A 21,058-nucleotide genomic window follows, 5' to 3' on the forward strand; every position below is an offset into this window, starting at 1 on the left:
CGCGCCGTGCACGGGGGCATCCGGCGAAGATGGATGCGCCCCGTTCACACGCGCCTCCGTACGGCGACGCAACACCCTGGAGAATCGTGAACAAGCTGCCTGACTTCCCCTGGGATCGGCTGGAGCCGTACAAGGAGCGCGCGCTGGCACATCCCGACGGCATCGTCGATCTGTCGATCGGCACGCCCGTCGATCCCGTGCCCAGGATCGTCCAGGACGCGCTCACCCAGGCGGCCGACAGCCCCGGCTACCCCTTCACCCACGGCACCAAGGCGTTGCGCGAGGCCGCCGCCGGGTGGCTGAGCCGCAGGCACGGCGTCACGGTCGGTCAGCAGGACGTGCTGCCGCTCATCGGGTCCAAGGAGTTCGTCGCCTGGCTGCCCACCTACCTGGGCGCCAAGCGGGTCGTCTTCCCCGAGCTGGCCTACCCCACCTACGACGTGGGCGCCAGGCTGGCCGGAGCGGCGGGCACGGCCTCCGACAGCACGCTCGCGCTCGGGCCCGAGCCGGTGGACCTCATCTGGGTCAACTCGCCCGGCAACCCCACGGGCCGGGTGCTGCCCGCCGAGCACCTGCGCAAGGTGGTGGCCTGGGCGCGCGAACGCGGCGCGGTCGTGGCCTCCGACGAGTGCTACATCGAGCTGGGCTGGGAGGAACGGCCGGTCTCGATCCTGCACCCCGACGTGTGCGGCGGCTCCCACGAGGGGCTGCTCGCCGTCCACTCGCTCTCCAAGCGCTCCAACCTGGCGGGCTACCGCGCCGGGTTCGTGACCGGCGACCCCGCCCTGGTCAAGCGGCTGCTGGAGACCCGCAAGCACGCGGGCATGCTGATGCCCCAGCCCGTGCAGGCGGCCATGGCGGTCGCGCTGGCCGACGACGAGCACGCCGACAAGCAGCGCGAGCTGTACGCCGCCCGCCGCGCCGTGCTGCGCCCCGCGCTGGAGAAGGCCGGCTGGAGCATCGACCACTCGACGGCCGGTCTGTACTTCTGGGCGTCGAACGGGCAGAGTGCCTGGGATCAGGTAGGCAAGCTTTCCGAAATCGGGATTTTGGTCGCGCCGGGCGAGTTCTACGGATCAGCAGGTGGGCGCCACATCCGCATCGCCGTCACCGCCACTGACGAACGGATCGGTGCGGCGGTGCGCCGCCTCCAGTAGGATCGCCCGTCAAAAGCGAGCCGCGATTGAGGGCTCCCCACACATAAATAAGGGCTAACGCCGAGGCAGACCGCGAGTGGAGCGAGCTGATCGATGAGCGTGACCTCCATGGTCGTACTCGGGCTGAGCATCGCCACCGTCCTGCTGCTGCTCGGGGCCTTTTGGGCCACGCTGCGGCAAGACAGGAAGGGCCGCCGTACGAGCGCGCCGCCCGCCGAGGTCGCCGCCATCGAGACCCCGCTGGCCGCGCCGGTGAGCGCACCCGGCCATGTCGGCACCGACTACACCGACCCTCGCACGATCCGGATCGGCGACCGGATCGAGGTGCTCGGGGCTCCGGCACGCGTGCTGGGCGCCATGCACATCTCCTGGCAGGGCGCGCAGTGGACCGAGTTCCTGCTGCGTGACGCCTCGCGGCGGTTCCAGTGGCTGTCGGTCGAGGTGCGGGCGGGCGACCCGCCGCACCTGGAGGTGCAGCTCTGGAACGACGTGCCCACGCAGGGCATGGTGCCGGCCAAGAGCATGCTCATCATGGAGGGCGTGGAGTTCTTCCCGATGGATCGGGGCACGGCCGCCTTCCGCAGCGAGGGCGACACCGGCAACCCCGACCGCGGGCTGCTGGACTTCGCCGACTACCGGGCCGCCGACGGGCGGCTGCTGTCGTTCGAGCGCATCCAGGGCGGCTCGTGGACGGCCAGCTACGCCCAGCCGCTCCCGCCCGGCTCCATCTCCATCGTCCGCCGCGCCTCGTAGGGCTGCTACGCCAGCTCGACCTTGCGCGCCCCGGCCGAGCCGCTCTGCCACCCCTCGGCCTCCAGGTCGTTGACCCAGGTCGCGCCGTTGTAGCCCACTTTGCTCAGCGCGTACTTCTCGGCGTGGGCCACCGACCAGGCCGCCACCAGCCAGCCGCGCTTCCTGGTGGTGATCGTCGTGCTGCCCATCGCCCTGGCGAGCTGCTTGCGCGCCTCTTCGGCGCGCGGCTGCGGAGCGGGCGTCCTGGCCGGTGGGTACCAGCAGTGCACGGACTTCGGGACCCGCCCGGTGAAGGCCGCCGCGAGGATCTTCGCCTCCGTCTCGTGCGGCGCGTACGCGTACCCGCCCGCCGAACGCTGCACGGCCTGCGCCGCCTCCGCGAGCGGGATCTTCCGGTAGTTCTTGACCTTCACCAGCGCGGCGAAGAACTTGTTCGTGGCGTAGACGGGGTCCATGAGCTGCTTCTTGCTGCCCCAGCCCTGCGACTCGCGCTGCTGGAACACGCCGACCGAGTCGCGGTCGCCGAAGTCCAGGTTCTGGATCTTCGACTCCTGCATCGCGGTGGCGTACGCGATGACCACGGCCCGCTCGGGCAGCTTGCGGCGCGCCGCGACGGCCGCGATGGTGGCGGCGATCTGGGCCTGCTCGGGCAGGAGCGTGCGCGCGCCCTCCGGCGTGGTCACGGAGCAGGACGCCTCGGGCGGCGCGGCCAGGGGCGTCCGCTTGAGAATCTGGTACAAACCCACGGACACACCGACGGCGAGCACGACCACGATGATCGCGATGGTGATGACTCCACGTGAGAAGCGCAGGCGCACCCTGAAGAACCTACCCGGCCGGATAAGCTCCGTGGCCATGAGTCAAGTGAGCACCTCGTCACCGCTCCCTCCAGTGGTGGACGAGTTGTGGGAGCGCCGCGCGGAGCTGTCGCCGGCCGACGCCGAGGCGCGTCACCTGGTCGTCGGCGCGGTCGACCTGCTCGACAGGGGCGAGGCCAGGGTGGCCAGGGTCGTGGGCGACGAGGTGGTCGTGGACGAGCGGGCCAAACGGGCGATCCTGCTCAGCTTCACGGTGCTCGGCCTGGCACGTTCCCAGGTGGGCGACTTCCAGCACCACGACAGGCATCCGCTGAAGAGCTCCTTCGACGGCGTGCGGGTGGTGCCGGGGGCGATCGCGCGCTGGGGCTCGTACCTGGCGCCCGGAGTGGTGCTCATGCCCTCCTTCACCAACATCGGCGCGTACGTCGACTCGGGGACGATGGTCGACACGTGGGCCACGGTCGGATCGTGCGCCCAGATCGGCAGGAACGTGCACCTGTCCGGCGGCGTGGGCATCGGCGGGGTGCTGGAGCCGCCCAGCGCCGTGCCCGTGGTGATCGGCGACGACGTGCTGATCGGCAGCCGGTCGATGATCGTCGACGGCGCCCGGGTCGGCGACGGCGCGGTGGTGGGCGCGGGCACGATCCTGTCGGCGTCCATCCCGGTGATCGACACCGAGACGGGTGAGGAGCTGGCCCGCGGGCAGATCCCCCCGTGGTGCGTGGCCGTGACGGGCACGCGGATGAAGGAGTTCCCCGGAGGCACGTTCGGCCTGCCGTGCGTGCTGGTGATCAAGCGGCTGGAGCCGGGGCGGCGGCACGACAAGGCGGCGATCAACGAGACGCTGCGCGCACATGGGGTGAACACCTGAAATGCTGGACCTGACGCAGGACGTACGCGACCTGACTGCGGCGATCGTGGACATCGAGTCGGTGAGCGGCGCAGAGCAGGCGCTGGCCGCCGAGGTCGAGCGGGCGCTGTCGGCGCTGCCGCACCTCAAGGTCACCCGCTCGGGCGAGACGATCGTGGCCCGCACGGAGCTGGGGCACGCCGAGCGCGTGCTGATCGCCGGTCACCTCGACACCGTGCCGACCGCGGGCAACCTGCCCAGCAGGGTGGAGGGCGACCTGCTGTACGGGTGCGGCACCTCCGACATGAAGGCCGGCGTGGCGGTCGCGCTCAAGCTGGCGGCCACCGTGCCCGCGCCCAACAGGGACGTCACCTACGTCTTCTACGACTGCGAGGAGGTCGAGGCCGAGCGCAACGGCCTGACCAGGGTCGCCAGGGACCACCCCGGCTGGCTGGCGGCCGACTTCGCGGTGCTGATGGAGCCCACGGACGGCGTGATCGAGGGCGGCTGCCAGGGCACGCTGCGCGCCGAGGTCACGGTGACCGGCAAGCGGGCGCACTCCGCGCGCTCCTGGTTCGGGGTCAACGCCATCCACGGCATCGAGCCGGTGCTGGCCAGGCTGAACGCGTACGAGCCGCGGCGGCCCGTCGTCGACGGGCTGGAGTACCACGAGGGGCTGAACGCGGTCGGCGTGCGCGGCGGGGTGGCGGGCAACGTCATCCCCGACCTGTGCGTGGTGACGGTCAACTACCGCTACGCGCCCGACCTGTCGATCGAGGACGCCCAGGAGCACGTGCGCGAGGTGTTCGACGGCTTCGCGGTGAGCTTCGTGGACGCCGCGCCCGCGGCCAGGCCGGGGCTCACGCATCCGGTGGCGGCGGCCTTCACCGCGGCCGTCGGCGGCGCCCCGCGCGCCAAGCTGGGCTGGACGGACGTCGCCCGCTTCTCCGCGCTGGGCGTCCCCGCCGTCAACTACGGCCCGGGGGATCCGAACCTCGCGCATCAGCAGGGCGAGTACGTGTCACTGCCGAAGATCGTCGAGAGCGAGCGCGCGATGCTCGACTGGCTGACAATATGAAAGTGGCCTTCCTCGCCGGCCATTTGGCGGGGAAGACCACTTTCAGTCCCGAGCAGCACCCTCATGCGGTTAGACGCGGGTGGGTCGAAATTCGGTTCCACGCTTCTTTCAAGATTTTTTAGGCCGTTGTTCCACCCCCGCTACCAGGGGATTCGCCTCCCGAGAGCAGTCTGAGTGCCAGGACGCGCGGGAAAACGGCCGCGATCGGGAGGAGCTAGCGTGATCCGCATGGAACACAATCGCCGGGAGCGCCGCCAGGGGCAGGCCGTCGTACGCGGCAACCTCGTCCCCACCTCCACCCACGACCAGCGCCTGCTCGCGCGCCAGGGGTCCTCCGACTGGGTGCACATGGACCCGTGGCGGGTGCTGCGCATCCAGGCGGAGTTCGTCGAGGGCTTCGGCCAGCTCGCCGAGCTGCCGCAGGCGGTCACCGTCTTCGGCTCGGCCCGCACCAGGCCCGGCACCCCCGAGTACGAGACGGGCCGCGCGCTCGGCCGCCGGCTGGCCGAGTCGGGCTACGCCGTGATCACGGGCGGCGGCCCCGGCGTCATGGAGGCGGCCAACCGGGGCGCGCGCGACGTCGAGGGCGCGGTGTCGGTCGGGCTCGGCATCGAGCTGCCCTTCGAGCAGCGCATGAACGACTACGTCGACCTGGGCATCGAGTTCCGCTACTTCTTCGTGCGCAAGACGATGTTCGTCAAGTACTCCTGCGGCTTCATCGCCCTGCCCGGCGGCTTCGGCACGCTCGACGAGCTGTTCGAGGCGCTCACACTGGTGCAGACCCACAAGGTCACCTCGTTCCCCGTGGTGCTGATGGGCTCGGAGTTCTGGGGCGGGCTGCTCGACTGGATCAAGGGCTCGCTGCTGAGCAGCGGGAAGATCGCGCCGCAGGACCTCGACCTGATCAGCGTCACCGACGACGTGGACGAGGCCGTCCGCATCATCGCGGACGCCGACCGGGCCAGGTCCAAGCAGCGCGAAGAGGAGATCGAGGCCACCGCGGCCCAGACGGCGGAGCCCCAATAGGCTTCTGCGACGTGAACATCTGCGTCTACTGCGCCTCCAGCCTGAAGATCGACAAAAAGTACATCGAGCTTGCCGGGACCGTGGGCACGGAGCTGGTCAAGCGCGGCCACACCCTGGTCAGCGGCGGCGGCTCCGTCTCCTGCATGGGCGCCGTCGCCGCCGCGGCCCGCGCGGCCGGCGGCCACACCGTCGGAGTGATCCCCCAGGCCCTCGTGGACATGGAAGTGGCGGACGAGGAGGCCGACGAGCTGATCGTCACCTCCGACATGCGCGAGCGCAAGGGCGTCATGGACGCCCGCTCCGACGCGTTCCTGGTGCTGCCGGGCGGCCTCGGCACGCTGGAGGAGCTGTTCGAGATCTGGACGGCGCGGGTGCTCGGCCTGCACGACCGCCCCCTGGTGCTGCTCGACCCCTGGGGCCTGTACGACCCGCTGCGGCAGCTCGTGGACGGCATGTACGAGCAGGGCTTCACCCGCGCCGACGTCTTCGACGCGATCTCCTGGACCACGACCGTCGAAGAGGCGTTCGCCGCGCTCGAATCGCCCGCGCAGCCGGTCCGTCCCAGCGTCGCCGAGCTGGGCGAGGCCACCGGCTGACCTGCGACGCCGCCCCGCCCAGGCGGTACGCGCGGTATGCGCGACTTGCGGTGGACCGCGAGAATGTGGTCCACCGTGTGAGTACGATGCCAATGTGCTGGTCATACTCGCCATCGCCGCCGTCGCCATCCTGGCCTGCGTCGTCCTGGTCTCCCTGGGCAGGGGCGGTGAGCTGACCGAGTTCCCGCCCGACGTGCCGCCGCTCGACCTGCCCGAGGCCGGTCACCTCACGGCGGTCGACTTCATGGCGCTCCAACTGCCGGTCAACCTGGTCGGCTACCACACGCAGAGCGTCGACGAGACCCTGCGCAGGGCCGCCGGAGCCATCAGCGCGCGCGACACCCGGATCGCGGTGCTGGAGCAGCGTGTCTCCGAGCTGCTGTCCAGCCGGCTGCACGCGCGGCAGGAGATCTACGCCGCGCCGGGGGCGGGGCCGCGCACCGAGCACACGCCGGAGGCGCCCGCCACGCCGCGCGAGCTGCCCGAGTCGGGCGACCCTGTGTCGGTCAGCGGGGCCACGGTCGACTGGAACGGCGGGGCGGAGCTTGGCCACCTGCCGGAGGAGCCGGACTGGCGCGTGCCCCAGCCCGGCACCACCGACACGCCCGCCTCCTCACCCGCCAACGGCCTCGCCGACACGCCCGCCCCCTCGCCCGTCGAAACGCCCGTCGAGGCGCCCACCAACACGCACGCCGAGACGCATGCTGACACGCACGCCGCCGCGCGCCCCGAGAAGCAGGCCGCCGATGCGCCTGCTGGCTCACCTGCCGACCCGCCTGCCGCCGACCCGCCCGCGGAGGGGCCGAAGGGCGAGGGCGAGCCCGGACTGGAGCCAGAGAGCAAGCCGGAGGAGCCCGAGGCGGAGCTGAAGACGGCGGACGAGCCCGAAGCCGGTACCGGCTCCGGGACGGACGACAAGGCCGACGGCGAGCAGCCCGTGCGGGCCGCCGCCGCCAAGGACGGTGACGACCGCCGGTGACCGACCCGATCCGCTGCACCTGGGCGGGCATGGCCGACCCGATGTACCTCGCCTACCACGACGAGGAGTGGGGCGTCCCGGTCCAGGGCGACGACGCGGTCTTCGAGCGGGTCTCGCTGGAGGCGTTCCAGTCGGGCCTGTCGTGGCTGACGATCCTGCGCAAGCGGGAGAACTTCCGCGCCGCCTTCGACCGCTTCTCGATCCCGAAGGTGGCCGCGTACACGGAGCAGGACGTGGAGCGCCTGCTCGCCGACGCGGGCATCATCCGCAACCGGGCCAAGATCGAGGCGGCGATCAGCAACGCCAGGGCGGCGCTCGACCTGCCGGGCGGCCTGTCGGAGCTGGTGTGGCGGCACGCCGACCCGGGGGCGCCGGTGCCGGGGTCGATGGCCGACGTGCCGGCCGTCACGCCCGGCTCGAAGGCGCTGGCCAAGGAGCTGAAGAAGCACGGCTTCAAGTTCGTCGGCCCGACCACGGCCTACGCGCTGATGCAGGCGATAGGGCTGGTCAACGATCACATCCAAGGCTGCGTGGCCCGCCGAAGTCGCTGAGCTCCACGCTGTGTGAGCGCCCCATCGACCCGCCGACCTCGACCACGATGGTGGGTTTCTTGCCGGTGTGCACCGTGACGGTGTCGTCGGCGCGGACGACCCCGCCCATGGTGCGGCTGAACGTGATGGTGACGGCGTCCGCCGTCCTGGTGGGGTCGGCCACGGACAGCAGGAGCCGCTGGCTGGCCCGGCGCGCCATCACCACGCACGGCTTGTCCGCGCTCATGATCCAGGCGCTGCCCGCCGTCCAGAACACGGCCCCGAACAGCGACCGCGTCCGCACGGCCTGCAGTTCGGCGGTGTTGCTCAGGACCCGCGCGGGCCGGGTGCCGCGGAAGGAGCGGGTCCGCTCGCGGCTGGCGTTCGGCAGCAGCACGTACGCGTAGCAGGCGTCGAACGGGTTCACGCCGTGGTCGAACCAGAAGGTCACGTAGCGGCGCGTGACGGGCTCGAAGGCGCCCGCGGTGTCGTCGCCGGTGTTGATGTCGCGCCAGCGGCCCGTACGCGTCTCGACGAGCATCCTGGCGCCCTCGAACACGTAGCCGCCCACCCCGGCCAGGTGCACCCAGCCGTCGCCGAGGTGCGGCTCGACGTCGGTCGCGCGGTTCTCGATGACGGTCTCGACGGTACGGCCGTCGAAGCTGGTGATGCCGCTGCCGAGCGCCACCACGGCGCCGTCGAGGCAGAACCACGACTTGCGGGCCCGCAGGCTCGCGCCGTCGCTGATCAGCTCCATGGCGCTGACGCCGTACTGGCCGTCGAGCACCACGCCGCCCGCCCACGGGGTGGGCGGGCGGTGGACCTGGAAGTCGAGGTCGGCGCGCGGGCGCGGATCGACCGTGACGCCCGGCAGCCGGTACGGGTTCACGGTGGGCCAGAAGTCGCGCCCGTAGTGGTCGTGGTCGCTCGCGTAGAGGTAGGTCATGCCGTCGCCGGTGTACCAGCCGTGCCGGTTCTCGCCGTTGATCGCCTCGTAGGCGGCGGTCCTGTGCGACGACATGCTGATCGCCACCGCCCAGCCGGGACGCCGGTGCACGACCCGGTCCATGGCGGGGAACACGAAGTGCCCCGAAGGCCCCGGCGCGGCCTCGGACGTCTTGTCGTCCAGCACGGCGACCGCCCGCCGGGTCTCCGCGACGCTCGCGTGCTCCAGGTACGGCAGCGCCTTGCCGCGCTCGATCCACCCCTTGGCCAGCTCCTCGAAGCGGCTCCTGTACGGCTCGGGCGCGCTGCGCGCCAGCAGCAGGACGGCGCCGATCGCCGCGTGGCCCGCCACGCTGTCCGGGAACGCCTGCCTGGTGGCCGCCCGGCCCCTGACGGTGTCCATGAGCAGCCCGTCGTACATGAAGGGCGCGAAAGAGCGTTCCACGGCGTCCAGCACGACCCGCCGTCCGGGGTCGGAGACCTCCCAGGGCGAGCCGTGCAGCAGCGCCACGGTCTCGGCGACGGCGATGAGCAGGGACAGGCCGTACGAGCCCGTGTAGGCGACCACGGCGTGCTGGATGAACGAGCCGTCGCGGTGGAAGCCGTCGCCCGCGTCGACGTACCCGAAGACGCTGTGCCGCCCGCCGTCGCGCACGTCGGAGAGCCCGTCGCGGGCCAGCGCGAGCTTGCCCGCGTGGCGGCCCGCCACGCCGCGGAAGGCGACGATCGCGGCCTTGTCGGCCCGGTTGGCGCCGCTCTCGCTGGCGTCGGGCCAGCCGGCGCGGCGGTCGGCGTCGGGGCAGAAGCGGTCGATCGCGCCGAGGTAGGCGTCCAGTCTGCCCGCGTCGAGCCGGTCGCCGAGCAGCACGCAGGCGCGGCTCAGCTCGGCGGGGGTGCCGATCTCCCAGAACCACCAGTTGCCCGTCTCGGGCAGCCGCTCGTTGTAGTGCCGCTCGTACAGCAGGTCGAGCGCCTCGATCACCTTCGCCGCCACGGCGTCGTCGCCGTGCTGATCCGTGCCGGGCGTGGCCCAGGCGGTGGCGATGGCGCGCAGCCGCCCGTAGCTGCCGGTGACGTGACCCGGGCGGCCTTCGAGCGGCAGGTCCGGCCAGATGAGGCCGGGCACCATCTGGGCCAGCCAGGTGGCGGCCCGTTCGCTGAGCGCCGCCAGCGGCCGGCTGTAGGCCGGGTCGGTCAGGTCGAGGTCTCCGCCGGTGAGGAGGTCGGTGGCGGTGGCGCGGAGGGCCTCGAAGTCGTACGCGGCGGGCGACGAGGCGTCAGAAGAACGCATGGCGCCAGCATGTCTCATGGGAGCGTGGTTGATCAGTTACTCACCGTTGAATGTTGCAACTCTTTCTGGAGAGCGCTTCACAGCTCCTTGTCGACGAACGCCGCCGCCGCGGGCAGCAGCCGGGTGGCCTCCTGCTCGAAGTACGCCCTGGCCTTCTCTCCGGGCCAGCCCGCCGGCAGCAGCTCCGGCGGCAGCCCCGGATCGCGGAACAGGAAGTTGCGCCAGCCGTGCACGAGCCGGCTGCGCGTGGCGAACACCTGGTCGGGCGGCGCCCCCTCGGGCAGCGTGCTGATCAGCGTGACGGCCTCGGCGTGCCAGTGCTCGTACGCCTCGCCGATGGCCGCCAGGTCCCAGGCGCGGGCGACCAGCTCGCGGGGGTCGCCCTCCAGCGCCGCGTCGAACCTGTCGGCGCGCACCCCCTCGCCTTCGAGCAGGTTGTCCAGCTCGATGGAGGAGCGCGGGCCGATCCAGGTGGTCTCCGACAGCGACGCGTACCCGAGGAACGTCAGATCGGCGCGCAGCCGTTCCCTGCGCGGACGCTCCTTCACGGGCTCGAAGACGATCACGTGCCAGCGGCCGTGCCAGGTGAGTGTCCCGGCTCGGTAAATTCTCAGGGCGGCCTCATCCAGCCGCCTGACGCACTTCGGAGTCAGCCCGTAACCGGCGCCCTGGGGGAGCCGCAGCGGCTGCAGCCAGCCCTGCCGGACCATCCGCGAAACCGCCGTGCGTACCGCTGGAGCGGCGATTTCCAGGGGTTTCATCAGCCGGACGAGCGCGGCGACGGACGCCTGGCCACCGCGCGAGCGCAGGTGGTCTCCGTAGAGATCGAACAGAGCGGCGCGAGCGTGCACGAAGTCCAGTTTGGACGTCATCGCACGCCTCGACAACGCATTCTGGGAGGAGATCGTTACCCATGAGGGCTCTCGATGCGGGAGAATAGGACATCACAGAAGACGTGAATGCGCCGACCACCCCCTCGGGAGGTCGGAAATCGCGGGCCGCGGGAGCCCAAGGCAGGAAGGGATGCACGCATGGCGGCGATGAAGCCGCGGACCGGCGATGGTCCGCTCGAGGTCACCAAGGAAGGGCGCGGCATTGTCATGCGGGTCCCCCTGGAGGGTGGCGGCCGGCTCGTCGTGGAGATCTCCGCCGACGAGGCAAAGGCGCTCGGCGAGGCGTTGAAGAACGTCGTCGGCTGAGCGCTCCCGATACAGACAACTTGTTCCACGACCCTGGCGTAGACCGGCGCCAGGGTCGCTGACGTTCGAGGAGAGATTCCCGTGCCGATTGAGACCACTGCGACGGTGGTCGCCGAGGTTCCCGACGACGCCGAGCTGCTGGCCGTGCCCTACGCCGCGGACCTCAGCCCCGGGGTCGAGCTGCCCCTGCCGGTGTCCGAGCTGCTGGCCCACTACGAGGCCAAGGGGGAGGCGGGCGAGATCGTCGAGGTTCCGGTGGCACGGGCCGGCGGGGTCGGGCGGGTCCTGCTGTACGGCGTGGGCGACGGCTCGCCCAAGGCGCTGCGCACCGCCGCCACCGGGCTCACCAGGAAGGCCAGAGGCCGCGACACGCTGACCGTGGTGACGCCCGACGCCGACGTGGCCCCGTTCGCGGAGGCGGCGCTGCTGGCGGCGTACACGTTCAGGATCGGCGGCGCGGGCCGCAAGGCCGTGCGGGAGCTGGTGTTCGCCGGCGCCGACGAGGAGCGGGTGCGGCGCGCGGAGACCGTGGCGCGCGCGGTGGCGCTCGCCCGCGACCTGGCCAACACGCCCGCCTCCGTGAAGAACCCCGCGTGGCTGGCGGAGCAGGCCGCGGGGAGCGGCCTGCCGGTGCGGGTCTGGGACGAGGAGGAGCTGCGGGCCGGCGGGTTCGGCGGCATCCTCGCCGTGGGCAGGGGCTCCGTCAGCCCGCCGCGGCTCATCCAGCTCTCCTACACCCCCGAGGAGCCGGCCGAGCGGCACGTCGTGCTGGTCGGCAAGGGCATCACGTTCGACTCGGGCGGGCTGTCGCTCAAGCCGACGGCCAACATGAAGTTCCAGAAGACCGACATGGCGGGCGGGGCCGTCGTCATCGCCGTGCTCGGCGCGCTGGCCGCGCTGAAGGCGCCCGTACGCGTCACCGGCCTGATCGCGGCGGCCGAGAACATGCCCTCGGGCACCTCGCAGCGGCCCAGCGACGTGATCACGCACTACGGCGGGCGCACGGTCGAGGTGCTCAACACCGACGCGGAGGGCCGCCTGGTGCTGGCCGACGCGCTCGCCTACGCCGACGCCGAGCTCGACCCCGACGCGGTGGTCGACATCGCCACGCTCACCGGGGCGGTCACGGTGGCGCTCGGCCGCAACGTCGGCGCCGTCTACTCCTCCGACGACCTGCTGGCCAAGCAGCTCGTCGAGTCGGGGCAGGCCGCCGACGACCGGCTGTGGCGGATGCCGCTGATCGAGGACTACACGCCCGCGCTGGAGTCGTCGGTCGCCGATCTGGCCAACGTCGAGTCGGGCTCCACGTTCGGGGCGGGGTCGATCACGGCGGCGCTGTTCCTGCGCGAGTTCGCGGGCGAGCGGCCGTGGGCGCACCTCGACATCGCCGGTGTCGGGCGCAGCACGGTGGACGAGGGCGTGCTGACCAAGGGCGCCACGGGCTTCGGCGTGCGCCTGCTGCTGGAGTGGCTGACCAGCAGCTGAGTTCTATGAGCTGATCTTGATGGCCGCGAGCAGGCCGTCGCCCAGCGGCATCAGCACCGAGCGCAGCCGTTCGTCCGACTGCACCAGCTTGCCCACCTCGCGCAGCGCCACCGTCTCAGAGTCGCGTTGCGCGGGGTCGGCCACCCGGTTGTGCCACAGCATGTTGTCGAAGGCCACGATGCCGCCCACGCGCAGCAGCCGGACCGCCTCGGCCAGGTAGTCGGCGTACTCGTACTTGGAGCCGTCGGCGAAGACCATGTCGTAGCCGCCGTCGGACAGCCGCGGCAGCACGTCGAGCCCCCGGCCGGAGATCAGCCGCACCCGACTGCCGGAGAAGCCGGCCTCCGTGAACGCCTGTCTGGCGAGCCGCTGGTGCTCGGGCTCCACGTCCACGCTCGTCAGCGTGCCGTCGCTGCGCATGCCGCGCAGCAGCCACAGCCCCGAGACGCCGCAGCCCGTGCCGACCTCGACGACGGACTTGGCGTTGACGGCGGTCGCGAGGAAGCACAACGCCGCCCCCGCGCCGGGAAGGACGGGCGTCGCCCCCATCTCCAGGCCGCGCTGCCGCGCCGCGTGCAGGATCTCATCCTCGTGATGGAACTGCTCCGCATAGGCCAGAGTGGCCTCCACCGGAGTGGTCATCGGCCTCCTCCCCCCACTTTCGTGCGATTGGTCCGCGAGATTGGCACCGATCGCAGCCTAGGGGAGACGCGCCGGGACGGGAACTCAGGAGGGACCTAAGGCGTTGCAGGTTTAAACGGGCTTTGCCGGTCCGGAAGGCAGGCAGTGCGCACGAAGGGACGAAACCAGGCACTATGGCGGTAGCGGTGGTCCCAGAGAGAGGAGTTCTGGTGGACGAAAGCGACCACCAGACGGATACTCCCGTGTCGTCTGATTGGACTCCTCCAACGTGGGAGGAGGTCGTGCGGACGCACTCCGCGCGTGTGTATCGGCTGGCGTACCGGTTGACCGGCAATGTCCACGATGCCGAGGACCTCACCCAGGAGGTCTTCGTCCGGGTTTTCAGGTCGCTGTCGAGCTACACCCCTGGCACGTTCGAGGGGTGGCTGCACCGGATCACGACCAACTTGTTCCTCGACATGGCGCGGCGCAAGCAGCGCATCAGGTTCGAGGGTCTCGCGGACGACGCGGCCGAACGGCTGCGCGGTCGTGAGCCGTCTCCGGCGCAGGCGTTCGACGACGCCCACCTGGAGCCCGACATCCAGGCCGCCCTCGACGCGCTCGCCCCGGAGTTCCGGGCCGCGATCGTGCTGTGTGACATCGAGGGCCTGTCTTACGAGGAGATCGCGGCCACGCTCGGCGTCAAGCTGGGTACGGTCCGAAGCCGTATTCACCGTGGCCGGGCGCAGTTGCGGGAGGCGCTCGACCATCGAGCCCCCCGTAATTCTCAACTCCCCCCGACCGTGATCCGTGGGGAGGAAGTCTGATATGTCTCATCTTGGTGAGCGTGTTTCCGCGCTGGTAGACGGAGAGCTCAACCACACCGAGCGCGAGCGCGCGCTCGCGCATCTGACATTCTGCGCTGACTGCAGGCGGGAGGTCGAGTCGGTACGCGCGCTGAAGACGCGCCTGCGCTCCCTCGAGACCCCCGCGATGCCGATGGACCTGACGATGTCCCTGCTCCGGATGGCGGAGCCGGGCGGGCCGCTGCCGCCGAGGGAGCGCCCTTTCCCCAGCCGTACGTTCGGGGGAGTGCCCATCCCTGGGCCGCACACGATCGCACCCCTCGACAACCGCCCGCGCAGGGCCGCCACCGGTGGAGCCTCGGGCCCTGGCCGCGGTGGTAGGAGGCGATCGGCGTACGTGGCCGTCGGGGTGGTCTCGGCGGCCGTGGCGATCGGCACCTTCTTCGCGACCACCGGCATCGGCCAGAGCAATCCGGCCCCGCCGGTTGAACTGTTCCAGCAGCAGGCCCGTACTACGCCTACGAACGGCTCTTCGACCGCCACACCTTGACCGGCTCATGCCGGGCAGCGAACGGTTGGCGTAGTCGGCGGCGCGCGGGGCATACGATCTGGGTTCGGGAATTGTCACAAGCAAGTCCTGACAAAACCTTTATAACCCTCGTATGCCGCAAGAGCGAGGATTGCGGTGGCCGAGCCAAGGAGTGGTGAGACTTAGATGACCGACGAGACGCGGTCCAGCGAAGGACGCACACCGTCGGACTCCCCCGAGCCACAGGGGCGGCCGGAATTCCTGCCCGCTGACGACAGGCCCGAACAGGACGGCAGGCGGCCCGAGCCGCCCGCCTCGTTCGGCACCACGTGGGGCGACCCGTCCGGGCGTCCCGAGGTCCACGGCTCGCCGCCGTACGAGTCGCGCTCGTACGAACCGTCGTACGGCGCTCCTTACGGCTCCCCCTATGGCTCGTCGGGCGGGTCGTCGGGCGGCTCCTCGGCCGGCGACGCCTCGCCCTCGAACGGCTCCTCCTACGGCTCACCCGGCTCCGGCCAGGACAGCCCCGCCCAGACCGGCCCCCAGACGGGTTCCCAGACCGGCCCTCAGACTGGCCCCCAGTACGGCGCGCCCTCCTTCGGCCCGCCCGACGGCGGCCGTCCCAGCGGCCAGCCGTCCTTCGGCTCGCCCGACCACTCGACCCGCTCCTACGACAGCCCCTCGTTCGGGTCGCCCGACGGGTCGGCGCGCTCGTACGACAGCCCCGCGTTCGGCCCGCCAGACGGCGGCCAGCCGTCCTTCGGCTCGCCCGACCACTCGACCCGCTCGTACGACGGCCCCTCGTTCGGCTCGCCCGAGGGCGGTTCGCGGCCCGACAACGGCACGCGCGTCTACGACAGCCCGTTCTTCGGCTCGCCGGACAGCGGCGCCCGCTCCTACGACGGCCCGCCGTTCGGCGGCGGCGCACCGAACTACGGTGGCGCAGGCGGCCCAGGCAGCCCGGGCGGCCCCGGCGGGCCTGGAGGCCCCCCGCCCCCGCGCCAGGCCCTGGGCATGGGCCAAGGCTGGGCCCCACCGCCTCCCGGCGGCGCGGGCGCGGCCAGGCGAGGCCCTGGCACCGGCTTCCTGATCGCCATGGCCGTGGTCATCGCCCTGGTGGCCTCGCTGTTCGGCAGCGTGGGCACGTACCTGCTGACCAAGCCCAGCAGCGGCAACGACCCCTCCTACAGCCTCGGCCCGCTCCCGACGGGAGCGACCAGCCGCGAGCCCGACTCGGTGGCGGGCGTGGCCGCGCGGGTGCTGCCCAGCGTGGTCTCGCTGGAGGTCGGCAACGGCAGCAACACCGAGGGCGCGACGGGCTCAGGCTTCCTGATCAAGAACGGCTACGTGGTCACGAACAACCACGTGGTCTCGCTGGCGGCCAACGGCGGCGAGATCCGGATCATGTTCAACAACCGCAAGACCACCACGGCCCGCATCGTCGGCCGTGACCCGGGCTCGGACCTGGCGGTGGTCAAGCCGGAGGAGACGTTCGGCACGCCGGAGATCACCCTCGGCAACTCCGACCAGGTGGTGGTGGGCGACCCCGTGATCGCGATCGGCTCCCCGCTGGGCCTGACCGGCACGGTGACGACGGGCATCGTCAGCTCGCTGAACCGCCCGGTGATCGCCGGCGACGAGACGGGCACCAGCTCGGAGGAGCCGGCCTACATCAGCGCCATCCAGACCGACGCCGCCATCAACCCGGGCAACTCCGGCGGCCCGCTGGTGAACGGCAGGGGCGAGGTCGTGGGCGTGAACTCGGCCATCGCCACGCTGGGACGCTCGGTGAGCAGCCAGAGCGGCAGCATCGGCCTGGGCTTCGCGATCCCGGTCAACCAGACGCGGCGGGTCGCGGAAGAGCTGATCACGACGGGCAAGGCCAAGCGGCCGAAGATCGGCATCGTGCTGGACAAGGACTACAAGGGCCAGGGCGTCCGCATCGCCTCGGAGCCCGCGGGCGGGCAGCAGCCGGTCACCAAGGGCGGTCCCGCCGACCAGGCCGGGCTGCAGGCCGGTGACGTGATCCTGGAGATCGACGGCCTGACGCTGCAGGACGGGAACGAGCTGATCGCGCTGATCCGCAGCAAGACGCCCGGCTCGAAGATCAACATCAAGTACCAGCGGGCCGGTCAGGAACGCACCGCCACCCTCACCGTGGTGGCCGAGGACGAGCCCACCCCCTCGCCCTCCTGAGCCTTCCGTCCCGCCGCGGGGGACCCTGCGGCGGGACGCCGCCCCGGGCCGTGGATGATATGACCCGGAGGAGACGACCGACCTACCCGATGGAGCCCTTAGTCTGTGGATAGGCCGGGGTTGTCCTCGGAGAGGTTTGACTGCGGTAGGAGCTCACGGTGTTCGGACTCGGGTGGATGGAGATCGGAGCGCTGATCGTCATCGCGCTGCTCGTCTTCGGTCCGGAAAGGCTGCCCCAGGCCGCGGCGCAGGCCGGCAAGACGCTGCGCAACCTGCGCCGGATGGCCAACAACGCACGCGACGACCTGCGGGCGGGCCTGGGCCCGGAGTTCCAGAACTTCGACCCTGCCGACCTCAACCCGCGCAACTTCGTCCGCAAGCATCTTCTGGACGACCTCGAGGACGACTGGAACAACCCCGACAAGCCGCGCGAGCTGGAGTCCGTCGCCGCGGCTCCGTACGCGCCTGAGCCGGTCGATGAGCTCAGTTACGGGGAACTGCCGCCCTACGACGCCGAAGCGACCTGACAAGGCCTTACACCGCCCTGTAGAGGGCGTGAAAAAGCCCCCTCCGCGGATGGAGGGGGCTTTCGCGTACCACAGCCAAGATCAGCGGCGCTGCGCCGGACCCGGCCAAGGGTCAGCGGCGCGGCGCCAGAACTCGGCCAGGGTCAGCGGCGCGGCGCCAGGCCGAGCTGCAGGCCCTTCAGGCTGGAGGAACGCTTGCTCAGCCCGGCCGCGATCCTCGACAGCTCGGCGGCGGCCGGCGAGTCGGGGTCGGTCAGGACCAGCGGCTTGCCCTCGTCGCCGCCCTCGCGCAGGCGCATGTCGATCGGCACCTGGCCCAGCAGCGGGACGCGCGCGCCCAGCGTGCGGGTCAGCGCGTCGGCCACCGTCTGGCCGCCGCCCTCGCCGAAGACGGCGATGCGCTCGTCGCAGTGCGGGCAGGGCAGCCACGCCATGTTCTCGATGACGCCGGCGATCTGCTGGTGGGTCTGGGCGGCGATCGAGCCGGCCCGCTCGGCCACCTCGGCGGCGGCCATCTGCGGGGTGGTCACGACCAGGATCTCCGCGCCGGGCAGCCGCTGCGCCACCGAGATGGCGATGTCGCCGGTGCCCGGGGGCAGGTCGAGCAGCAGCACGTCGAGGTCGCCCCAGTAGACGTCCGCGAGGAACTGGTGCAGCGCCCGGTCGAGCATGGGGCCGCGCCAGACCACCGGCGTGTTGCCGCCCGGCGGCTTGAACATGCCCACCGAGATGACCTTGATGTCATGGGCCGACGGCGGCATGATCATGTCCTCGACCTTGGTGGGCCGCTCGGCGGCCCCCAGCATGCGAGGGATGCTGTGACCGTAGATGTCGGCGTCGACGATGCCCACCTTGAGGCCGCTCGCGGCCATGGCCGCGGCCAGGTTGACCGTGACGGACGACTTGCCGACCCCGCCCTTGCCGCTGGCCACCGCGAACACGCGGGTCAGCGAGCCAGGCTGGTTGAACGGGATCTCCTTCTCGGGCCCGCGGTCGCCGCGCAGCTTGGTCTGGAGCGTCTTGCGCTGCTCGGCACTCATGACGTCCAGCTCGATCTGGACGCCCGTCACACCTTCGACCTTGGAGACGGCGGTCGTGACATCGCGGGTGATGGTGTCCTTCATCGGACAGCCGGCCACGGTCAGGTACACGCCTACGCGCACCGCCCCGTCGGGAGCGATCTCGATGTTCTTGACCATGTCGAGATCCGTGATCGGGCGACGGATCTCCGGGTCGATGACGGTGGACAGAGCCGCCGTCACGAGTTCCTGGGTTGGTGCCATCGAAGTCTCGGCACGAGGGAGTGCCGTCCCTCCTTTGTCGTATGGGTGTGACAGGCGCTGAGCGCCAGCGAGGATGCCCCTCCATGGTATGAACCAGAGCCCGCGCTGGGTTAATCCGCACTGTTAGATGTCTGTGCAACAACGTCTAAGGTTACTCCGTGACTCTTCTGCGCGACGAGAGCCTGACCGCCGGGGAACTGGCGGTCTGGCGCATGTTGCAGCGTGCGCAGGTGCGCGTCACCCGCCATCTGGAGAGTGAGCTGCTCGTCGCGCACGCGCTGCCGCTGGCCTCGTACGAGGTGCTGGCGCAGCTCGCCGAGGCCCCGCACCGGCGGCTGCGCATGAACGACCTGGCCGAGCGCGTCCTGCTCTCGCGCAGCGGCCTGACCAGGCTCATCGACCGCCTGCAGCGCGACGGCCTGGCGGTCCGCGAGGCGTGCGCCGACGACGCGCGCGGCCTGTTCGCGGTGCTGACCGACCGTGGCGCGGCCCGGCTGGCCGAGGCGACGCCGACCTACCTGCGCGGCATCAGGAGGCAGTTCCTCGACATGCTCGACGCGGGGGAGCTGGCCCAGGTGCGCCGCCTGCTCGCCAAGCTGGAGGACGGGCTCGGCTCTCCGCGTCCCGGCCGGCTCCCTTAGCCGGGCGGACGGGCTCAGCGGCCCGCGTCCTGGCCGGTGCCCTTGATCTCCTCCAGCAGCCTGCCCAGCTCGGCGCGCAGGTAGTCGCGGGTGGCCACGTCGTTCAGCGCCAGCCGCAGCCCGGCGATCTCGCGGGTCAGGTACTCGATCTCGGCCTGGTTCCGCTCGGCGGCCTCGCGGTCCTGCTCGTACTGGATGCGGTCGCGGTCGTCCTGCCGGTTCTGGGCCAGCAGGATCAGCGGCGCGGCATAGCTGGCCTGCAGCGACAGCATCAGCGTGAGGAAGATGAACGGGTACGGGTCGAACTTCCAGCCCTGCGGCGCGACCGCGTTCCAGATCACCCAGAGCGCCACGAACACGGTCATGTAGACCAGGAACCGGGCGGTGCCGAGGAAGCGCGCGATCCGCTCCGACAGGCGGCCGAAGGCCTCCGGGTCGTAGTGCGGGCGCAGCGTGCGGCGCAGCTCCCTCGGCTGGTCGAGACGGTCAGTCGTCACGGTCGTCGGCCCTCTCGCGCCAGTCCTCGGGCAGCAGGTGGTCCAGCACGTCGTCCACGGTCACGGCGCCGACGAGGCGGCCCAGCTCGTCCACCACGGGCGCGGCGACGAGGTTGTAGTGGGCCAGGTAGTAGGTCACCTGCCGGAGTGTGAACTCCGGCCTGATCGGGTCGATCGACGGGTCGAGCACGGCGCCGAGCAGCGTGGACGGCGGCTCGCGCAGCAGCCGCTGGAAGTGCGTGACCCCCAGGTACGCCCCCGTCGGCGTCTCGGTCGGCGGCCTGGTCACGTAGACCTGCGAGGCCACGGCGGGCGTCAGGTCCTGCTGCCTGATGTGCGCCAGCGCCTCGGCCACGGTGGCGTTCGGCGGCAGGATCACCGGCTCGCTGGTCATCACGCCGCCCGCGCTGGTCTCCGGGTACGTCAGCAGCCGCCGCACCGGCGCCGCCTCCCACGGCTCCATCAGCGCCAGCAGCTCGGCCGCCTGCTCCTCGGGCAGGTCGTGCAGCAGGTCGGCGGCGTCGTCGGGGCCCATCTCCTCCAGCACGTCGGCCGCCCGCTCGGGCTCCAGCCTGCCCAGGATGCCGATCTGGTCGTCGGGCGGCAGCTCCTCCAGCACGTCGGCCAGCCGGTCGTCGCGCAGCGCGCGGGCGATCTCGACGCGCCGCTTGATGGGCAGGTCGTGCAGCGCGCTGGCCATGTCGGCGGCGCGCAGCGACTCGAACGCGGCGATCAGCCCGGCCGCCCCCTGGTCCTTCTGCAGCGTGTCGAACCCGGACACCTCCGCCCAGTCGACCGTGCGCGGCTCGCGCCGCCTGCCCTTGTAGACGGCGACCTTGGTGATCTCCCAGGTGGACGGCTTCAGCTCCTCCATGGCCACGTCGTAGACCGTCATCGGCTGGTCGCCGACGCTCACCGTGAGGTCGAGCATCTGGCCGATGACCAGAGTCTCGGTGGCGCGCTGCTCGAACCTGCGCATGTTGAGCCGTCCTGTGAAGACCACGGATCCCGACTCGATGCGGCGTACCCGGGTGATGGGCAGGAACACCGGGCGGCGCGGCTGCACCTCCACCACGAGGCCGTGCACCCGCGGGCGCCGGCCGATGCGCAGCCCGACCACGACGTCTCTGACCCGGCCGATCTGGTCTCCTGCCGGGTCGAAGACCGGGGTCCCGGGAAGCCGGGCCACGAAGATCTTCACGTGGCCAGGCTAACAGCGCTGCCCTCTTTCCTTTCCGACGCCCGTCGTGT

General features: G+C 71.3%; 22 protein-coding genes. 15 read left to right on the plus strand and 7 right to left on the minus strand.

Annotated elements, in window-relative coordinates; all coding sequences use genetic code 11:
- Positions 1-86: 86 nt before the first annotated feature.
- Together dapC and ABD331_RS26855 are read left to right on the plus strand one after the other, a co-directional pair.
- Positions 87-1,157, plus strand: a complete 1,071-nt coding sequence (gene dapC / locus ABD331_RS26850; RefSeq protein WP_344480040.1) for a succinyldiaminopimelate transaminase — start codon at positions 87-89, stop codon at positions 1,155-1,157.
- Between the two features lie 93 nt (positions 1,158-1,250).
- Positions 1,251-1,910, plus strand: a complete 660-nt coding sequence (locus ABD331_RS26855; RefSeq protein ID WP_344480041.1) for a DUF4178 domain-containing protein — start codon at positions 1,251-1,253, stop codon at positions 1,908-1,910.
- 5 nt (positions 1,911-1,915) lie between these two features.
- Here the strand turns inward: ABD331_RS26855 and ABD331_RS26860 are convergent, their stop codons facing one another.
- A complete protein-coding gene (locus ABD331_RS26860; RefSeq protein ID WP_344480043.1) occupies positions 1,916-2,767 on the minus strand; it encodes a hypothetical protein in 852 nt (283 codons plus the stop codon).
- On the opposite strand from ABD331_RS26860, the gene ABD331_RS26865 reads away from it, so the two are divergent.
- The 6 genes from ABD331_RS26865 (at position 2,766) to ABD331_RS26890 (ending at position 7,808) form a co-directional block, all read left to right on the plus strand.
- Complete coding sequence (locus tag ABD331_RS26865) at positions 2,766-3,599, plus strand: 2,3,4,5-tetrahydropyridine-2,6-dicarboxylate N-succinyltransferase (RefSeq protein WP_344480045.1); 834 nt, start codon at positions 2,766-2,768, stop codon at positions 3,597-3,599. The genes ABD331_RS26860 and ABD331_RS26865 overlap by 2 nt on opposite strands.
- A 1-nt stretch (position 3,600) precedes the next feature.
- A complete protein-coding gene (dapE, locus tag ABD331_RS26870) occupies positions 3,601-4,656 on the plus strand; it encodes a succinyl-diaminopimelate desuccinylase (protein ID WP_344480047.1) in 1,056 nt (351 codons plus the stop codon).
- A gap of 228 nt (positions 4,657-4,884) precedes the next feature.
- Positions 4,885-5,682: an LOG family protein gene (locus tag ABD331_RS26875; protein WP_344480049.1), complete on the plus strand. Its 798-nt coding sequence runs from the start codon at positions 4,885-4,887 to the stop codon at positions 5,680-5,682.
- A gap of 11 nt (positions 5,683-5,693) precedes the next feature.
- On the plus strand, positions 5,694-6,278 hold the full coding sequence (locus ABD331_RS26880; RefSeq protein ID WP_344480052.1) for an LOG family protein: 585 nt from the start codon (positions 5,694-5,696) through the stop codon (positions 6,276-6,278).
- A gap of 94 nt (positions 6,279-6,372) precedes the next feature.
- Complete coding sequence (locus ABD331_RS26885; protein WP_344480054.1) at positions 6,373-7,257, plus strand: hypothetical protein; 885 nt, start codon at positions 6,373-6,375, stop codon at positions 7,255-7,257.
- 29 nt (positions 7,258-7,286) lie between these two features.
- A complete protein-coding gene (locus ABD331_RS26890) occupies positions 7,287-7,808 on the plus strand; it encodes a DNA-3-methyladenine glycosylase I (protein ID WP_344480338.1) in 522 nt (173 codons plus the stop codon).
- On the opposite strand, the gene ABD331_RS26895 is transcribed toward ABD331_RS26890, so the two are convergent.
- Both ABD331_RS26895 and ABD331_RS26900 read right to left on the minus strand, forming a co-directional pair.
- Complete coding sequence (locus tag ABD331_RS26895) at positions 7,765-10,023, minus strand: polysaccharide lyase 8 family protein (RefSeq protein ID WP_344480057.1); 2,259 nt, start codon at positions 10,021-10,023, stop codon at positions 7,765-7,767. The two genes, ABD331_RS26890 and ABD331_RS26895, sit on opposite strands and share 44 nt — an antisense overlap.
- 77 nt (positions 10,024-10,100) lie before the next feature.
- Entirely contained in the window at positions 10,101-10,895 is a 795-nt protein-coding gene (locus tag ABD331_RS26900; RefSeq protein ID WP_344480060.1) for a PaaX family transcriptional regulator, read from the minus strand.
- 159 nt (positions 10,896-11,054) lie between these two features.
- Here ABD331_RS26900 and ABD331_RS26905 point away from each other — a divergent pair, with 159 nt between their 5' ends.
- Entirely contained in the window at positions 11,055-11,222 is a 168-nt protein-coding gene (locus ABD331_RS26905) for a DUF3117 domain-containing protein (protein ID WP_020545024.1), read from the plus strand.
- A gap of 81 nt (positions 11,223-11,303) precedes the next feature.
- Entirely contained in the window at positions 11,304-12,707 is a 1,404-nt protein-coding gene (locus ABD331_RS26910) for a leucyl aminopeptidase (protein ID WP_344480063.1), read from the plus strand.
- 3 nt (positions 12,708-12,710) lie between these two features.
- Here ABD331_RS26910 and ABD331_RS26915 read toward each other — a convergent pair whose 3' ends face one another.
- A complete protein-coding gene (locus ABD331_RS26915; RefSeq protein WP_344480066.1) occupies positions 12,711-13,349 on the minus strand; it encodes an O-methyltransferase in 639 nt (212 codons plus the stop codon).
- Positions 13,350-13,522: 173 nt separating this feature from the next.
- On the opposite strand from ABD331_RS26915, the gene sigE reads away from it, so the two are divergent.
- The 4 genes from sigE to ABD331_RS26935 all read left to right on the plus strand — a co-directional run bounded on the left by sigE (position 13,523) and on the right by ABD331_RS26935 (position 17,386).
- Entirely contained in the window at positions 13,523-14,155 is a 633-nt protein-coding gene (sigE, locus tag ABD331_RS26920; protein ID WP_148440425.1) for an RNA polymerase sigma factor SigE, read from the plus strand.
- 1 nt (position 14,156) lies between these two features.
- Positions 14,157-14,684, plus strand: coding sequence for an anti-sigma factor family protein (locus tag ABD331_RS26925; protein ID WP_344480070.1), 528 nt, complete (start codon positions 14,157-14,159; stop codon positions 14,682-14,684).
- Positions 14,685-14,849: 165 nt separating this feature from the next.
- Positions 14,850-16,859: a trypsin-like peptidase domain-containing protein gene (locus ABD331_RS26930; protein WP_344480072.1), complete on the plus strand. Its 2,010-nt coding sequence runs from the start codon at positions 14,850-14,852 to the stop codon at positions 16,857-16,859.
- A 158-nt stretch (positions 16,860-17,017) separates the two neighbouring features.
- Positions 17,018-17,386, plus strand: coding sequence for a sec-independent translocase (locus tag ABD331_RS26935; RefSeq protein ID WP_344480074.1), 369 nt, complete (start codon positions 17,018-17,020; stop codon positions 17,384-17,386).
- Positions 17,387-17,529: 143 nt separating this feature from the next.
- On the opposite strand, the gene ABD331_RS26940 is transcribed toward ABD331_RS26935, so the two are convergent.
- Positions 17,530-18,669 carry an Mrp/NBP35 family ATP-binding protein gene (locus ABD331_RS26940; protein WP_344480076.1) on the minus strand — a complete coding sequence of 380 codons (1,140 nt, stop codon included), beginning with the start codon at positions 18,667-18,669 and terminating at the stop codon, positions 17,530-17,532.
- Between the two features lie 158 nt (positions 18,670-18,827).
- Here ABD331_RS26940 and ABD331_RS26945 point away from each other — a divergent pair, with 158 nt between their 5' ends.
- A complete protein-coding gene (locus tag ABD331_RS26945) occupies positions 18,828-19,310 on the plus strand; it encodes a MarR family winged helix-turn-helix transcriptional regulator (RefSeq protein ID WP_344480078.1) in 483 nt (160 codons plus the stop codon).
- A 14-nt stretch (positions 19,311-19,324) separates the two neighbouring features.
- On the opposite strand, the gene ABD331_RS26950 is transcribed toward ABD331_RS26945, so the two are convergent.
- Together ABD331_RS26950 and ABD331_RS26955 are read right to left on the minus strand one after the other, a co-directional pair.
- The gene (locus ABD331_RS26950; protein ID WP_344480081.1) at positions 19,325-19,807 is read right to left on the minus strand and encodes a DUF1003 domain-containing protein; all 483 of its coding nucleotides are present in this window, start codon (positions 19,805-19,807) and stop codon (positions 19,325-19,327) included.
- Positions 19,797-21,008 (minus strand): magnesium transporter MgtE N-terminal domain-containing protein, encoded by a 1,212-nt coding sequence (locus ABD331_RS26955; protein ID WP_344480084.1) that lies wholly within the window; start codon positions 21,006-21,008, stop codon positions 19,797-19,799. Before ABD331_RS26955 ends, ABD331_RS26950 begins: the two co-directional genes overlap by 11 nt.
- Between the last annotated feature and the right edge of the window lie 50 nt (positions 21,009-21,058).

Source organism: Nonomuraea monospora (genome assembly GCF_039531895.1).
Lineage (GTDB): Bacteria > Actinomycetota > Actinomycetes > Streptosporangiales > Streptosporangiaceae > Nonomuraea > Nonomuraea monospora.

What these genes read in the sequence shown, in the direction of transcription:
- ABD331_RS26855 (WP_344480041.1), top strand. Translation starts at nt 1,251, where the DNA reads ATGAGCGTGACCTCCATGGTCGTACTCGGGCTGAGCATCGCCACCGTC.
- ABD331_RS26865 (WP_344480045.1), top strand. Translation starts at nt 2,766, where the DNA reads ATGAGTCAAGTGAGCACCTCGTCACCGCTCCCTCCAGTGGTGGACGAG.
- ABD331_RS26860 (WP_344480043.1), bottom strand. Translation starts at nt 2,767, where the DNA reads ATGGCCACGGAGCTTATCCGGCCGGGTAGGTTCTTCAGGGTGCGCCTG.
- dapE (WP_344480047.1), top strand. Translation starts at nt 3,601, where the DNA reads ATGCTGGACCTGACGCAGGACGTACGCGACCTGACTGCGGCGATCGTG.
- ABD331_RS26875 (WP_344480049.1), top strand. Translation starts at nt 4,885, where the DNA reads ATGGAACACAATCGCCGGGAGCGCCGCCAGGGGCAGGCCGTCGTACGC.
- ABD331_RS26890 (WP_344480338.1), top strand. Translation starts at nt 7,287, where the DNA reads ATGGCCGACCCGATGTACCTCGCCTACCACGACGAGGAGTGGGGCGTC.
- ABD331_RS26895 (WP_344480057.1), bottom strand. Translation starts at nt 10,023, where the DNA reads ATGCGTTCTTCTGACGCCTCGTCGCCCGCCGCGTACGACTTCGAGGCC.
- ABD331_RS26900 (WP_344480060.1), bottom strand. Translation starts at nt 10,895, where the DNA reads ATGACGTCCAAACTGGACTTCGTGCACGCTCGCGCCGCTCTGTTCGAT.
- ABD331_RS26905 (WP_020545024.1), top strand. Translation starts at nt 11,055, where the DNA reads ATGGCGGCGATGAAGCCGCGGACCGGCGATGGTCCGCTCGAGGTCACC.
- ABD331_RS26915 (WP_344480066.1), bottom strand. Translation starts at nt 13,349, where the DNA reads ATGACCACTCCGGTGGAGGCCACTCTGGCCTATGCGGAGCAGTTCCAT.
- sigE (WP_148440425.1), top strand. Translation starts at nt 13,523, where the DNA reads ATGGCGGTAGCGGTGGTCCCAGAGAGAGGAGTTCTGGTGGACGAAAGC.
- ABD331_RS26925 (WP_344480070.1), top strand. Translation starts at nt 14,157, where the DNA reads ATGTCTCATCTTGGTGAGCGTGTTTCCGCGCTGGTAGACGGAGAGCTC.
- ABD331_RS26930 (WP_344480072.1), top strand. Translation starts at nt 14,850, where the DNA reads ATGACCGACGAGACGCGGTCCAGCGAAGGACGCACACCGTCGGACTCC.
- ABD331_RS26940 (WP_344480076.1), bottom strand. Translation starts at nt 18,669, where the DNA reads ATGGCACCAACCCAGGAACTCGTGACGGCGGCTCTGTCCACCGTCATC.